Source organism: Variovorax sp. R-27, assembly GCF_049913215.1.
In the GTDB taxonomy this organism is placed as follows: domain Bacteria; phylum Pseudomonadota; class Gammaproteobacteria; order Burkholderiales; family Burkholderiaceae_C; genus Variovorax.
Window position 1 is genome coordinate 2,722,933 of the sequence record NZ_CP183984.1, and the last position, 14,017, is coordinate 2,736,949.

Below are 14,017 nucleotides of genomic sequence, written 5' to 3' on the forward strand. Positions count from 1 at the left end.
CCATGACTTCCGCATGGCGCCGCGCTTGGCCGGGCATCCGGCATTGGCTCTACTGGACGCACCGGTGGCTGGGCATCGGCGGCTGCCTGCTGTTCGTCATGTGGTTCGTCTCGGGCGTCGTGATGATGTACGTGGGGTATCCCAACCTCACGGACGAAGAGCGACTTGCGGGGCTGGCGCCGCTGCGTTTCGAGCAGGCGGCGGTGTCGCCAACCGCTGCACTCGACGCGCTGCCGCAGGCGGCCCGCGTGCAGCCGCGGCGCATGGTGCTGGAGATGCAGGGCGGCATCAACGCCGAGCCCGTATGGCGCATCGTCGATGCGAGCGGAGGCCGGCACACGGTCTCGGCGCGCGACGGCCATGTGCCCGGCCCGGTCGATGCCGCGCAGGCCGAAACCATCGCACGGGCCTTCTCGGGCCATGCGAGTGCGCATTGGGCCGAGACACTGGAGCGCGACCAGTGGACCGTGCCGCAGGGCCTGAACCCGCTGCGTCCGCTGCACCGCATCGAAGTCGGCGACGCGGCCGGCACCGAGCTGTACGTGTCGCAGCGAAACGGCGAAGTGGTGCGCGACACCACGCGCTTGGAGCGCTTCTGGAACTGGCTGGGCTCCGTGCCGCACTGGATCTACTTCACGCCACTGCGCGCCGATCCGCCGCTGTGGCACGACGTGGTGGTGTGGCTGTCGGCGGCTTGCATCGTTTCGGCCGTGACGGGCATCGTCATCGGCATCCTGCGGGTGCGCCTGCGGCGCAGGTTCCGCAATGGCGCGGTCACGCCGTACAACGGATGGATGGCCTGGCACCACATCGCGGGGCTGATCGGCGGCTTCTTCGTGCTGACATGGATCATCAGCGGCTGGCTGTCGATGAACCCCAATGGCTGGTTCCAGCGCGGGCCGGGCGGCGCGGCTGCGATGGCGCGCTACACGGGTGCCGGTAAGTCGCCGTTCCCCTGGCCGCCAGCGGTGTTGCCGTCGGGCGAGGGCGAGGCCGCACCGCGCGAGGCCGTGCTGCTGTGGTTCGACGGCAAGCCGCTGCTGCAGCTGCGCGACGCGAAGGCGCGCGTGCGGGTGGTCGATGCGGCCACGGGTGGCCCCGCCGTCATCGGCAAGGACGACATCCTGCGCGCCGCCGCCCGCCTGCGGCCCGGCGCCATCACCCAGGCCACGCTGCAGACCCGCGAAGACTTTCACTGGTACGGCCACCACCGCGAGCGCACCGTGCCCGTGTGGCGGCTGCAGTTCGACGACCCCGCGCACAGCTGGATCTACATCGACCCGGCCAGCGGGCAGGTCGCCGGCAGCAACGACAGCAATTCGAGGCTGCGACGCTGGCTCTTCAATGCGGCGCACAGCCTCGACTTTCCCTGGCTCATCCAGTACCGGCCGGCCTGGGACCTCGTGGTGTGGCTGCTTTCCATCGTCGGCACCGTGGCCTCGGCCAGCGGCGTCGTGATCGGCTGGCGACGGCTGCGGCGCAAGCCTCGACCATTGGCCATATCGAAGGGGCTTGCGCAAGCAGGCCCATGAACCAACAATCAACTTTCGCACTGCGGTGCATTTCAGGAGGTGCTCGATGCACATCGAACCAGGTCTCGTCGACGGATCCAAGATCTTCCTCAGCTACGCCACGGCGGCAGCTGCTCTCGCCTACACAGGCAAGGTGGCCTTCGATACGGCCGTGAAGGACGGCCTTGCCGCCCTGGCGCTGCGCTCGGCCATTGCCATTGCGCTGGTGTTCTGCTTCTTCGAGGTGTTGCCGCATCACCCGGTGGGCGTGTCCGAGGTGCACCTGATTCTGGGCACGACCCTGCTGCTGGTGTTCGGCCTGGCGCCTGCGGCCATTGGCCTGGCGGGCGGGTTGCTCATCCAGGGCCTGTTCTTCGAACCGCAGGATGTGCCGCAGTTCGGCATGAACGTCACCACCTTGCTGGTGCCCCTGTTTGCGACTGCCGCGCTGGCACGGCGGATCATTCCCCAGAACCTGGCCTACGTGGACATCAGCTACCAGCAGGCATTCAAGCTGTCGGTGGCTTACCAGGGCGGCATCGTGGTCTGGGTCGGCTTCTGGGCGCTCTACGGACGCGGCACCGGGCTCGAGAACCTGAGCCAGATCGCCAGCTTCGGCGCTGCCTACATGACAGTCGTGCTTGTCGAGCCGCTGGTCGACCTGGGTGTGTTGGCCGCCGCAAAGGCCTGGCGTCGTCTGCAGGGCACGGCCTTCGTCGAGCGCCGCCTGTACAGCGCCATCTGATTCAACCAATGCATCGCCGCGCTCACGAGGTGCTGCCTCGGGGAGCGGCACGGGCGCTTGCGCGCCTGAAAGAACATCTCCCATGACACAAGCAAGCAACGCCAAGATCCCCGTCACCATCGTCACGGGCTTCCTCGGCAGCGGCAAGACCACGCTGCTGCGCCACATCCTCGGCAATGCCGAAGGCCGCCGCATCGTGGTGATCGTCAATGAGTTCGGCGAACTCGGCATCGACGGCGAGATTCTTCGTGGCTGCGGCATCGGCTGCGACGACGAGGGCAACGAGCGCGAAGGCGCGCTGTACGAGCTGGCCAACGGCTGCGTCTGCTGCACCGTGCAGGAAGAATTCCTGCCCGTGATGCTTCAACTGGCCGAGCGCCGCGGCGACATCGATGCCGTGATCATCGAAACCTCGGGCCTCGCGCTGCCCAAACCGCTGGTGCAGGCCTTCCAGTGGCCGGACATCGCCAACATCTTCACCGTGGACTCGGTGGTCACGGTGGTCGACGGCCCGGCCGCCGCCTCGGGCCAGTTCGCCGAGAACCCCGAGGCTGTCGACGAAGCCCGCCGCGCCGACCCCAACCTCGACCACGAATCGCCGCTGCACGAGCTGTTCGAAGACCAGCTCTCGGCCGCCGACCTCGTGGTGCTCAACAAGACCGACCTGATGGACGACGCCGCGCGAGTGAAGGTCGAGGCGCTGGTGCGCGAAGAGCTGCCGCCCGAAGTCAAGATCGTGGCTGCCACCGAAGGCAGGCTGCCGCTCGCGCTGCTGCTGGGCCAGGGCCGCGCGGCCGAGGCCACCATCCACCTGCGCGAAAGCCACCACGACCACGAGGAAGACCACGACCACGACGAGTTTGACTCGCTCGTGATCGAGTTGCCGCCCGTGGACCGCGACGGCCTGCTCGCCGTGCTCGGCAGGCTGGTCGAGCAGCACACCATCTACCGCGTGAAGGGCTTCGTCGCCATTCCGGGCAAGCCGATGCGCCTGCTGGTGCAGGGCGTGGGCCGCCGCTTCGACCATCACTTCGACCGCCGCTGGCGCGATGGCGAGGCGCAGCGCACGCGGCTCGTGTTCATCGGTGAAGACCTCGACGAGGCGGTGCTGCGCAAGGCGCTGGAAGAGGTGAGTGCGGTCGCAGCCTGACGGCCTGAACGCATGCATCTGCTGAGCACCCAGCCCGGACGCTTCGTCGAAGACGACAGCGTCGTCACCCGGCTCGACCAGACGCCGGGCGACATCGTGGTGCTCAGCTCGGCCGACACCACGCTGGCGCTGCTCGCCGCGGCGCGCACCGCGCTGGCGGTCGCCGACCCCGGCTATCCGTCGTTGCGGCTGGCCAACCTGATGCACCTGCGCCAGCCTGCGTCGCTCGACCTGTACATTGACGAAGTGCTGCAGCATGCGCGCGTGGTTGTGGTCGATCACCTGGGTGCGGAATCGGCCTGGGCCTACGGGCTCCAGCAGCTCGAAAAGCTCGCGAAGCGCAAGGGCCAGCAGCTCGCCATGTTCTCCGGCGACCTGCAGGAAGACGAAGACCTGCTTGCGCGCAGCACGGCGCCGCGCGCGGTGAGCCGCCAGCTCTGGCAGTACATGCGTAGCGGCGGGGCGGGCAATGCGATGCAGTTTTTGCGCGCGGTGGCCTTCCATGGGCTGGGCCACGGCGAAGCGCCGCTGCCGCCGCGCAGCCTGCCGCAGGTTGCGCTGCATGTGCCGCGCGGCATTGACGCGGCGCACACCGTGGCCGGCATCGACGACCTGCGCGTCGGGTGGCATGCGGGCGCGCCGGTGGTGGCGCTGGTGTTCTATCGCTCGCATTTGCTGTCGGGCAACACGGTGGCTTTCGATGCGCTCGCCGCCGCATTGAGCGCAGAAGGGCTGAACCCGTTGCCGGTCGCGCTCGATTCGCTCAAAGACCCGCTGTGCCTGTCCACTCTGCGCGAGCTGTGCACCGAACATGACGTGCAGCTCGTGCTCAACACCACGGCCTTTGCAGCATTAGGGCAGGGCGCGCAGAACGAAGAGGGCGAAGGCATCGCGCTGGCCGGCGACGCACCTGTGCTGCAGGTGATCGTGAGCGGCGGCAACCGCGAGGACTGGCTGGCCGACAGCCAGGGCCTGCGCCCGCGCGACATTGCCATGCAGATCGCGCTGCCCGAGATGGACGGCCGCATCATCACGCGCGCCGTGAGCTTCAAGGGCCTGTCGCACCGCTGCGAACTTACGCAGACCGAGGTGGTGAACTACCAGCCCGAGCCTGATCGCATAGCTTTCGTCGCCGAGCTGGCGCGCCGCTGGTGCAGGCTGCGCAGCCTGCGTGCCGGCGACAAGCGCATCGCGCTGATCCTCGCGAACTACCCGGGCAGCGAGGGGCGCATCGGCAGCGGCGTGGGGCTCGACACGCCTGCCTCGGTGATGGCGATCCTGCGCGCGATGGCGGCCGAAGGCTATGCGCTGGGCGAGCCCGGCGCAATGCCCGCCGATGGCGATGCGCTGATGCGCAAGCTGCAGGAAGGCATCGCGAACGACCCCACGCAATGGGCCGCGCGGCCGGCGTGGCAGAGCTACGGGCTGGCCGAGTACCGCGCATGCCTGGCAAAGCTGCCCGATGGCATGGCGGCGGCCATCGACGCGCGCTGGGGCCCGCCCGAACAAGACCCGATGGTGCGAAACAGTCGCTTCATGATCGCCGGCCTGCGGCTGGGCCGCGTGTTCGTCGGCATCCAGCCTGCGCGCGCACTGGGCACGCTGGGTGCAGCCGACTACGCGAGCTATCACGACGCGGAGCTGGTGCCGCCGCACAGCTATCTCGCTTTCTATTTCTGGCTGCGTGAGGCCTTTGCCATCGATGCGGTGGTGCATGTCGGCAAGCACGGCAACCTCGAATGGCTGCCGGGCAAGAGCATCGCGCTGTCGCAGTCTTGCTGGCCCGACGCCATCCTCGGACCGCTGCCCAATGTGTACCCGTTCATCGTCAACGACCCGGGCGAGGGTGCGCAGGCCAAGCGGCGCACGCAGGCGGTCATCGTCGACCACCTGATGCCGCCACTCACGCGCGCCGAGAACCACGGCCCGATGCAGGACCTGGAGCGGCAGGTCGACGAGTACTACGACGCGCTGCTGGTCGACGCGCGCCGCGCCAAGGTGCTGCGCGCGCAGATCCTCGCGGCGGTGCGGGCGCAGCATCTGGTCGAGGAACTGGGCATGCCCGGCGCGGAAGACGATGCGGTGCTCGCACGCGTGGATGCCTACCTGTGCGAGCTGAAGGAAACGCAGATCCGCGACGGGCTGCATGTGTTCGGCGCATCGCCGCGCGAGCGGCTGCGGCGCGACACGTTGCTGGCGCTGGCACGCTATCCGGCTGCCGATGGTGCGGGCGCGAATGCCGGGCTGCTCGGCGCGCTGTCGCAAGACCTGCTGGCGGGGGATGCCTTCGACCCGCTCGACATCGACGCGGCCCGGCCGTGGCAGGGCGCGCGCCCCGCGCTGCTGCAATCGGTGAGCACTGAAGCGTGGCGGCATCAGGGCGACACGCGCGAGCGGCTGGAACTGCTGGCGCAGCGTCTGCTGGAAGAGGGCGCATGCCCGCCCGAACTGCCGAAGGCCGCCGCCGTGATGGGCCGCATCGCGCAAAGCCTGGCGCCCGCGCTCGATGCTTGCGGTGCGCAAGAGCTGCTGCAACTCTCCCGCGCCCTGCAGGGCCGCTTTGTGCCGCCGGGCCCGAGCGGTTCGCCTTCGCGCGGCCGGCCCGACGTGCTGCCTACCGGCCGCAACTTTTACGCTGTCGATACGCGCGCCATTCCCACTCCCACCGCCTGGATGCTCGGCCTCAAGTCAGCCGCGCAATTGGTCGAGCGGCACATGCAGGAGCACGGCGACTATCCGGTGGCCATGGGCCTGTCGGTCTGGGGCACGGCCACCATGCGCACCGGCGGCGACGATCTGGCGCAGGCCTTCGCGCTCATCGGCGTGCGGCCCAAGTGGGCGCCGGGCAGCCAGCGCGTGGTCGACTTCGAGGTGCTGCCCACGGTCGGCATCGGCCGTCCGCGCATCGACGTCACGCTGCGCATCTCCGGCTTCTTCCGCGACGCCTTTCCCAATGCCGTGCAGATGTTCGATGCGGCCGTGCAGGCCGTCGCCGCACAGGAAGACGAAGACGCCGAGCGCAACCCGATTCGCGCACGCATCCTCCGCGAGGCCGCCGCGCTGGAGGCGCAAGGTGCTTCTCCGGAAGAAGCGCGCCAGCAGGCCGGTTGGCGCGTGTTCGGCTCCGCGCCCGGCAGCTACGGCTCGGGCCTGCAACCGCTGTTCGACCATGGCGACTGGCAGACCGACGACGACCTGTCGAGGGCCTACGTCGGCGGCAGCGCCCACGCCTACGGCCAGGGCAGCGACGGCGTGCCCGCCGCCGACGCGCTGGTGCGCCGCCTGCGCGCCATGAACGTCGTCATGCAGAACCAGGACAGCCGCGAGCACGACCTGCTCGACTCCAACGACTACTACCAGTTCCAGGGCGGCATGGTCGCCGCCGTGCGCCATCTGAGCGGCCGGCAGCCGGCGATGTACCACGGCGACCATGGCAACCCGCAGGCGCCGCGCGTGCGCACGCTGAAGGAAGAAATCAGCCGCGTCATCCGCTCGCGCGTGGTCAATCCGAAGTGGATCGACGGCGTGAAGCGGCATGGCTACAAGGGCGCCTTCGAGATGGCCGCGACGGTCGACTACCTGTTCGGCTTCGATGCCACCGCGCGCGTGGTCGGCGACCACCAGTACGCGATGGTGGCCGACGCCTATGTGCTCGACGAAGCCACGCGTGACTTCGTGAGCGAACACAATCCGCGCGCGCTGCACGACATGCTCAGCCGCCTGCTCGAAGCCATGCAGCGCGGCCTGTGGCAGTCGCCCGGCAACTACAAGAACCAATTGGAAAACCTGCTGCTCGACCACGAGCAGCAGATGGAAGGAAGCCTGCGATGACCACTGCCGCCCCGATGCCGGTGCCTTTTCCCTTTGCCGCGATAGCGGGCCAGCCGCATCTGCGCCAGGCGCTGCTGCTGGCCGCTGTCGATCCCGGCCTGGGCGGTGTGCTGATCGAAGGGCCGCGCGGTACGGCCAAGACCACGGCTGCCCGTGCGCTGGCCGAGCTGTTGCCGGGTGCTCCCTTCGTCACGCTGCCGCTGGGCGCGAGCCTCGAAAGCCTCGTCGGTACGCTGGACCTCGGGCAGGCGCTGGCTGGCCATGAGCTCAAGTTCGCGCCCGGCCTGCTGGCGCGCGCGCATGGCGGCGTGCTGTACGTGGACGAAATCAACCTGCTGCCCGACGCACTGATCGACTCGCTGCTCGACGCGGCGGCCAGCGGCGTCAACGTGGTGGAGCGCGACGGAATCTCGCATCGGCACGCCGCGCGCTTCGTGCTGGTCGGCACCATGAACCCGGAAGAGGGCACGCTGCGCCCGCAACTGCTCGACCGCTTCGGCCTGTGCGTGCAACTGCGCAACATCGGGGACGCGGCGGAGCGGCAGGCCATCGTGCGTGCGCGGCTGGCCTTCGATGCCGATCCGCAGGGCTTTCGCACGAAGCATGTGCAGGAAGAGGCTGAGCTGGCTGCTGCGCTGGTTCGCGCACGGGCGCTCGTGGCAGACGCAGCGGCGCTGCCGTACGGCGATGCGGTGCACGAGGCGGTCGGCGCGCTGTGTATCGAGGCCGGTGTCGACGGTTTGCGCGCCGATCTCGTGATGCTGCGCTCGGCCCGGGCACTTGCAGCATGGGAGGGCTCGGCTGCCATCACCACCGACCACGTGCAGCGCGTGGCGGAGGCCGTGCTGCTGCATCGGCGCAAGCCTGAAGCCGAGGCTGCGGCCCCGGCCCCCGCGCCCCGAGCCGCAAAGCCCGATGGGAGCAGTAACGGCAAAGATGAAGCAAACAGCGCAGGCGACGAAGACTGGGGTGCCATGCCCCCTGAACCCGTCGGCATCGAGCGCGTGAAGCCGCTGCGCCCGTTGATCGACCGCACGCAGGCCGCCCCAAAAAAAGCGTGAGCCTCCGGGACGCCGCACCCGCTGGCGCACGCCAGGGTGACCGGAGGCAGGGTTCGCAAAGGGACGCATGGCAGGGCCGCTCGCCGCAGGGCGCGGCCTTCGACTGGCCGCGCACCCTAGTGGCACGCGGCGCCGACCGGCTGCGCGCCGGGCACCTGCGCTATCGCCCGCAGGAAGCGCGCAGCGGTGCACTCCATTGCTTCCTGCTCGACTGCTCGGCCTCGATGCGCAATGACGGCAACCTCGCTCGTGCGAAGGGCCTGCTGCTCGCGCTGATGCAGGAGGCCTACCAGCGTCGCGACCACGTCGCGCTGCTGTGCTTTGCCGGCGAGGTGGTCGAGCTGCGTCTGCCGCCACGCCGCGCCAGCGCCTGGAACGACGACTGGATCGCGCCTATTGCCGCCGGTGGTGGCACGCCGCTAGCGCTGGGCGTGCAGCGTGCCGGCCAGTTGCTCGCGAAGAGCGAAACGCGGCAGCGCTGGATGTGGCTGCTGACCGACGGCCGCAGCAGCGAAAGTCCCTTGCGGCCCGAGACCGCCGATGTCGCGTGCGTGGTCGATTTCGAGGCGGCACGAATGCCGCTGCATCGCGCCAAGCAGCTCGCCGCGCAGTGGGACGCGCGCTACCTCACCGTGTAGGGCTGATTGGCGGTTTTTGCACCGCCGTTGCGTTACCGTGCGGCATGAGCGTCAAAACCTGCTTCCTGGCCCTTGCGTTGAGCGTGACGCTGCCTGCTTTCGCACAACCCGCGGTGCCGCCGGATGGCGCGACTTGCCAGGCGGAGGAGGCATTGCTCGAACGCGACATCGATCTTGCGCGTTCCCGGGGCCAGATGTTGCGGCGGCGAGAGCTTGCCGAGGCATTGAGCGCACTGCAGCTGCGTTGCAGCAAGACTGCGTCGCCGGCCGAGAGCCGCGCAGCCCGCATCGACAGGCTGGAGCAGGAGGCTCGGGCGCTTCGGCTGGAACTCGATCGCACCGAGGAGCAACTGCGCAAGCTGAAGAACGAGTCGCCCTGACGGCAAAGGCCGCCTCGGACGACGGGTCGCTTACGGGGCGGGTGCCTCGGTTTCTTCAGGCGCCAGCATCGTCCCCCGACAGCCCGGCGAGCCGCAATGGCAGGGGTACTTCGACGGCGGCGAGCCGTCGTCCGCCGTCAGCGAGTAGTCGATGAACAACTCGTCGCCCGCGTCCACCGCCACCAGCGTCTGGAACTTGAGCACCAGCTCGCCGCCCTCGTCGTATTCCTCCACCGCTTCGCAGTTCGGCTCGCACGAGTGGTTCAGGTGGCGCGTGGCGTTGCCGCCCTTGGAGCCGTCGATGGTCTCGTGGTTCGTCAGCGTGAACAGGTAGGTGAGCTGGTCGTCCCAGACCTTGGTGGCGATTTCGGCCTTGGTGTAGCGGCGGCCTTCGTAGAGGCCGAGAAAGGCTTCGGCCGGCAGGTCGCGCGTGGCGAAGGCGCCGAGGCCGTGCACGCCGCTGGGGCCGACCCGGACGAAAGGGGTGGACGAGGTTTGCTTGCGATGCTTCATGGGGGAAAGAAGGAAACGGGGGGCGTCGAGATATCAAGTGATCGGCAGCTTCGCCACGAAAGAGGTGCCTTCGTCCGCACAGGACGTGACCTCCAGCGTGCCGCCGTGGGCCGAGGCGATTTCCGAGCAGATGTAGAGGCCGAGTCCCAGTCCGCCGCCGGGCTTGCTGTTCTCGGGGCGCCAGTAGGGCTGGAAGATCTTCGCGATGTCGCAGGGAGGAATGGGGTCGCCGCCGTTCGTCACCGACAGCACGAGCTGGCCGTTGCGCACGTCGGCGCGAACCACGATCGGCTGGTCCGGCGCGCCGTGCGCGACCGCGTTGCCGAGCAGGTTGGACAGCACCTGCTGGATGCGGCCCTGGTCGCAGCGCACCACGCCGCTGACCGAGAGTTCGTCGCGGATGTCGAGCGCGGGATGGGCGGCGCGCACTTCGTCGATCACGTCGTTGAGTCCCGAGGCCAGGAATTCGGTTTCGCGGATTGCGAGGCCCATGCCCGAGCCGAGCCGCACGCGCGCGAAGTCGAGCACGTCGTCGATCAGCGCCGACATGCGGCGCGTGCTGGCCTTGAGCCGGGTTCCGAGCTTGACGAGGTCGGGCTCCGCCTGCCGCCGGATCAACAGTTCAGCCGCGACGCCCACCGATGACAGCGGGTTGCGCAGGTCGTGCCCCAGCACGGCGATGAACTGCTCGCGCAGTTCGGCTGCGTCCTGCGCCGACTGCAGGGCCGTTTCGGTGCGCTCCTGCCGGGCTTCGGTTTCGAGCTGGCGCGCGATCAGGTCAGCAAAGGCGGTGAACATCGTCACCACCCGGGCATCGGACACCATGGCTGGGCGCGGGTCGATGGCGCAGAGGTTGCCGAAGTAGTCGCCGTTGCTGTGGATGATGGGCACCGAGATGTAGCTCTCGATGTTGTACAGGCGCGGTGTGTGATGGTTGGCGTAGACCGGGTCGGTGCTGGCGTGGTCGATCACCACGGGCTGGCGGGCCATGCGCGATTCGCTGCACAGCGTGGTCTCCACCTTGAGCTGGCCGCCGGGCTCCAGGCCGAACTGGATGGTGTCTTCCACCGCGCAGGCGGTCCAGGTGCCGTCGGTCACGCGGGCCACGGCGGCAAAGCCCATGCCGGTGTTCTGGCAGATGATCTTCAGCAGCGAGGGCACGGCGCTGATGCGGCCGATGGCGGCCACGTCCCGCGCGATGGCCTCGTCGCTGTCGACGTCGGCGGCAGGCGCGAAGAGGGCGGCAGGCGTGTTCAAGGTGCTGGAATGGTACGCCAGGGCCCGCGAAGTCAAGGCTTGGGCTCGCCCAGCGAGGCCAGGCAGCCAACGATCGCATCGGCCGCCTCGTCCAGCCGCGGGCCGGGGCGCATCATCAGGTCGAAGCGGGCCGAGGCAAAGCTGCACACGCGCCCGCGCTGGATGGCCGACATGGCCGACCAGCCGGGACGCGAAGCCATGGCCGAGATTTCGCCGAGGGCCGAGACCATCAGCACGTCGGGGTTGGCGCGCACCACGAACTCGGGGCTCATCTTCGGGAAGGGGCCGAGCGTGCCCGGTACCGCATTGCCGAGCCCCAGGCGGGCCAGCGTCTCGCCGATGAAGGAGCTTTCGCTGGCCGCGGCCATGCCGCCGTGCACTTCGAAGTACACGCGCCGGCCCTGCCAGCCGGCGGGCACGCGCGCCTTGGCTGCGTCCAAGCCCGCGTCGAGCTTGCGCCAGAAGGCTTCACCCGCCCCGGGACGGCCGGTGGCGCGGGCCACGGTTTCCATCACGCGGCGCATGTCGGCATGGGTCTTGGCGTCGAGCGCCAGCACCTTGATGCCCAGGCGCTCCAGCGGCTCGGCGGCGCGGCTGCGCGGGCGCAGCAGCACCAGGTCGGGCTTGAGCGCGACGATGCGCTCGATGTTCGCGTCATCGATGCCGCCCACCTGCGGCAGCCCTTTGACCGACGCCGGCCAGTTGGCGTGGCGGTCGATGCCCACCAGCCGGTCGCAGGCCTCGAGCGCGCAGACGGTTTCGGTCAGCGAGGGCATCAGCGACACGATGCGTTTTGCCGGCGCCTGCAGTTCGAGCGTGATGCCGCGGTCGTCCTCGAGGCGGATGCCGGCTGCGTGCGCGTGCATCGCCGCCGGGCCGAGGCCCAGGGCCACGAGGGCCGCGGCCTTGGCGATCTGTCGCGCGGTGGTGGTGGAAAGGGGCGGGCGCGGGGCGGAAGAGTTCATCAGGCGGGCATCGTGAGCCCGCTATTGTCGCGGCGTCTGCATGCGCAGGCGCCGCGCCGCTTCTTCCTCGCGTGCGTCGTCCACCTCGCGCAGCACGTTGCGCAGGTCGACCGGGCCGGTCTCGTGCACGAACGCGCCCGTCAGCTCCGTCTCGGGGCGCAGCAGGCCGCGTTCGTAGAGGTGCCAGATCTCGTCGCCGTAGTGCGTACGCAGCAGCGCGGGCGCGAACTGGCCGAAGAAGTCGCGCAGGTTCCCGACGTCGCGCAGCAGCATGCGCCGCGCGTGGTTGTTGCCCGCGGCGTCCACCGCCTGCGGCAGGTCGATGATCACGGGGCCGTCTTCGGCCAGCAGCACGTTGAACTCCGAGAGGTCGCCGTGCACGATGCCGGCGCACAGCATGCGCATCACTTCCTTCAGCAGGCTGGCGTGGTGGCGTATCGCGTCTTCGGGCGAGAAGGCCACGTCGTTCAGGCGCGGGGCGGCATCGCCGTTGGCGTCGGTCACCAGGTCCATCAGCAGAACGCCTTCGAGGAAGTTGTGCGGCGTGGGCACGCGTACGCCCGCGGCGGCCAGACGGTAGAGCGCATCGACCTCGGCGCTCTGCCAGATGGCCTCGGTCACCTGTCGGCCGAAGCGCGTGCCCTTGGCCATGGCGCGCGCCTCGCGGGTGTTCTTGACGCGGCGGTTCTCGGTGTAATCGACGGCCTGACGGAAGCTGCGCTTGTCGGCCTCCTTGTAGACCTTGGCGCAGCGCGTCTCGTCGCCGCAGCGCACGACGTAGACCATGGCTTCCTTGCCGCTCATGAGCTGGCGCACCACGGTGTCGATCAGGCCTTCGTCGATCAGTGCCTGCAGTCGCTGGGGTGCTTTCATCAACGTGTCTCCTGGAGGAAGGTTCTCAGGCTTTCCGTGCCGATCTGGTAGAGCCCATCATGCCTGTGCGCGGCATAGCCGAGCCGGTGGTTGATGGAGAGCATGGGCTCGTTGACCTCGGCGTTGTGGGTAAAGGCCATCGCGACCTCGGGATGGTGCTCGCGCACGAGCTGCAGCATGGCGGCCTTCACGCCCTTGGCCAGGCCCTTGCCACGCCAGCGCCGCGCCACGGCTGTGAGCCGCTGGTGCATGCGGTCGGGGAAGCGCTGGTTCCAGGCGGCGTCGCACACCGCGACCACTTCGTCGCCGTCGAGCAGCAGCACAAGAAAGTGATCGCCGCCTCGGCGGTCCATGTCGGCGTACCAGGGAGGGAAGTCTTCCAGGTCGTAGCGCATCGGTGGCCGTTCGAGGTTGGTAGTGGGCGCGTCGTTCAGCAGCACGGACAGCGGCGCCATCAGCGTCGCGAGCCGTTCGAAGGGCACGCGGCCGGCGTGCACCTCGGCGCGCAGACCGTGGGCGGGCGCGAAGCCTTCGGTACGCCAGCGCGCGAGCGCCTGCCAGTCGAGGCCGGTGAAGGCCATGCGGTTCTCGACGATGCGGTGCTTCTCGACAGCGCCGATGGCCTGCAGGAAGGCATGGCCTTCGGGCAGGTGCGCCTTGATCGTCGCAACGGACTTGCCGTGCGTCTCCATCAGCGCCAGCAATGTGCGAAGCAGTGCGCTTGCCACGCCGCGGCGCCGGTGCGGACGCAGCACGCCGCCCCAGGCTTCGAGGAACGGCACGAACGCCTCGTACTCCGGCGTGCCTTCGCGGCGAAAACTCGCGCTCAGGCTGCCGATGAATTCGCCGTGCTCGCCGACGGCCAGCACGCGATGAAAGACATACAGCGGGTTGGGCCGCTGCACGTTGTGCCGGGTGTCGGCATCGGGAGCGATGGGGTCGCCGGGAAAGTCTTCTTCGGCGCGCAGGCGCCAGTACGCGAGGAAGTTGCCCCAGTCGGCTTCGCTCGCGCACTGGGGATCGAAAACAGTGGTCACGGTATGCCGCGCGGATGCGGCACGGGTTTCGAGCATGGTCGTTGGCCTTGATTCGA

The 14,017-nt window shown here is 69.0% G+C and carries 12 protein-coding genes; 7 read left to right on the top strand and 5 right to left on the bottom strand.

Annotation, left to right across the window (positions count from 1 at the left end):
• Positions 1–2 precede the first annotated feature (2 nt).
• The 7 genes from ACN9MV_RS12620 to ACN9MV_RS12650 all read left to right on the top strand — a co-directional run bounded on the left by ACN9MV_RS12620 (position 3) and on the right by ACN9MV_RS12650 (position 9,316).
• Positions 3–1,532 carry a PepSY domain-containing protein gene (locus ACN9MV_RS12620; protein ID WP_426392494.1) on the top strand — a complete coding sequence of 510 codons (1,530 nt, stop codon included), beginning with the start codon at positions 3–5 and terminating at the stop codon, positions 1,530–1,532.
• 46 nt (positions 1,533–1,578) lie between these two features.
• Positions 1,579–2,256 (top strand): energy-coupling factor ABC transporter permease, encoded by a 678-nt coding sequence (locus ACN9MV_RS12625; protein WP_093176519.1) that lies wholly within the window; start codon positions 1,579–1,581, stop codon positions 2,254–2,256.
• A gap of 82 nt (positions 2,257–2,338) precedes the next feature.
• Positions 2,339–3,406: a cobalamin biosynthesis protein CobW gene (cobW, locus tag ACN9MV_RS12630; RefSeq protein ID WP_426392496.1), complete on the top strand. Its 1,068-nt coding sequence runs from the start codon at positions 2,339–2,341 to the stop codon at positions 3,404–3,406.
• Positions 3,407–3,418: 12 nt separating this feature from the next.
• Entirely contained in the window at positions 3,419–7,237 is a 3,819-nt protein-coding gene (gene cobN, locus ACN9MV_RS12635) for a cobaltochelatase subunit CobN (protein ID WP_426392498.1), read from the top strand.
• Positions 7,234–8,298, top strand: a complete 1,065-nt coding sequence (locus ACN9MV_RS12640) for an ATP-binding protein (RefSeq protein ID WP_426392500.1) — start codon at positions 7,234–7,236, stop codon at positions 8,296–8,298. Before cobN ends, ACN9MV_RS12640 begins: the two co-directional genes overlap by 4 nt.
• Complete coding sequence (locus tag ACN9MV_RS12645; protein WP_426392502.1) at positions 8,295–8,936, top strand: vWA domain-containing protein; 642 nt, start codon at positions 8,295–8,297, stop codon at positions 8,934–8,936. Before ACN9MV_RS12640 ends, ACN9MV_RS12645 begins: the two co-directional genes overlap by 4 nt.
• A 44-nt stretch (positions 8,937–8,980) precedes the next feature.
• Entirely contained in the window at positions 8,981–9,316 is a 336-nt protein-coding gene (locus ACN9MV_RS12650; RefSeq protein WP_426392504.1) for a DUF1090 family protein, read from the top strand.
• Between the two features lie 30 nt (positions 9,317–9,346).
• Here ACN9MV_RS12650 and ACN9MV_RS12655 read toward each other — a convergent pair whose 3' ends face one another.
• Genes ACN9MV_RS12655 through ACN9MV_RS12675 form a run of 5 tightly spaced genes read right to left on the bottom strand, consistent with a single transcriptional unit; the run spans position 9,347 to position 13,997 of the window.
• Positions 9,347–9,829 carry an SET domain-containing protein gene (locus ACN9MV_RS12655; protein ID WP_258349956.1) on the bottom strand — a complete coding sequence of 161 codons (483 nt, stop codon included), beginning with the start codon at positions 9,827–9,829 and terminating at the stop codon, positions 9,347–9,349.
• Between the two features lie 33 nt (positions 9,830–9,862).
• On the bottom strand, positions 9,863–11,086 hold the full coding sequence (locus ACN9MV_RS12660; protein WP_426392506.1) for a GAF domain-containing sensor histidine kinase: 1,224 nt from the start codon (positions 11,084–11,086) through the stop codon (positions 9,863–9,865).
• Positions 11,087–11,118: 32 nt separating this feature from the next.
• A complete protein-coding gene (locus tag ACN9MV_RS12665) occupies positions 11,119–12,051 on the bottom strand; it encodes an ABC transporter substrate-binding protein (RefSeq protein ID WP_307614452.1) in 933 nt (310 codons plus the stop codon).
• Between the two features lie 21 nt (positions 12,052–12,072).
• Positions 12,073–12,924 (bottom strand): PA4780 family RIO1-like protein kinase, encoded by an 852-nt coding sequence (locus tag ACN9MV_RS12670; RefSeq protein WP_093052559.1) that lies wholly within the window; start codon positions 12,922–12,924, stop codon positions 12,073–12,075.
• Positions 12,924–13,997 carry a GNAT family N-acetyltransferase gene (locus ACN9MV_RS12675; protein ID WP_426392509.1) on the bottom strand — a complete coding sequence of 358 codons (1,074 nt, stop codon included), beginning with the start codon at positions 13,995–13,997 and terminating at the stop codon, positions 12,924–12,926. The genes ACN9MV_RS12670 and ACN9MV_RS12675 overlap by 1 nt, the downstream gene beginning before the upstream one ends.
• Positions 13,998–14,017 lie beyond the last annotated feature (20 nt).

Coding starts and splice junctions, on each gene's coding strand:
- ACN9MV_RS12620 (WP_426392494.1), top strand. CDS start 3: ATGACTTCCGCATGGCGCCGCGCTTGGCCGGGCATCCGGCATTGGCTC.
- ACN9MV_RS12625 (WP_093176519.1), top strand. CDS start 1,579: ATGCACATCGAACCAGGTCTCGTCGACGGATCCAAGATCTTCCTCAGC.
- cobW (WP_426392496.1), top strand. CDS start 2,339: ATGACACAAGCAAGCAACGCCAAGATCCCCGTCACCATCGTCACGGGC.
- cobN (WP_426392498.1), top strand. CDS start 3,419: ATGCATCTGCTGAGCACCCAGCCCGGACGCTTCGTCGAAGACGACAGC.
- ACN9MV_RS12640 (WP_426392500.1), top strand. CDS start 7,234: ATGACCACTGCCGCCCCGATGCCGGTGCCTTTTCCCTTTGCCGCGATA.
- ACN9MV_RS12650 (WP_426392504.1), top strand. CDS start 8,981: ATGAGCGTCAAAACCTGCTTCCTGGCCCTTGCGTTGAGCGTGACGCTG.
- ACN9MV_RS12655 (WP_258349956.1), bottom strand. CDS start 9,829: ATGAAGCATCGCAAGCAAACCTCGTCCACCCCTTTCGTCCGGGTCGGC.
- ACN9MV_RS12665 (WP_307614452.1), bottom strand. CDS start 12,051: ATGAACTCTTCCGCCCCGCGCCCGCCCCTTTCCACCACCACCGCGCGA.
- ACN9MV_RS12670 (WP_093052559.1), bottom strand. CDS start 12,924: ATGAAAGCACCCCAGCGACTGCAGGCACTGATCGACGAAGGCCTGATC.
- ACN9MV_RS12675 (WP_426392509.1), bottom strand. CDS start 13,997: ATGCTCGAAACCCGTGCCGCATCCGCGCGGCATACCGTGACCACTGTT.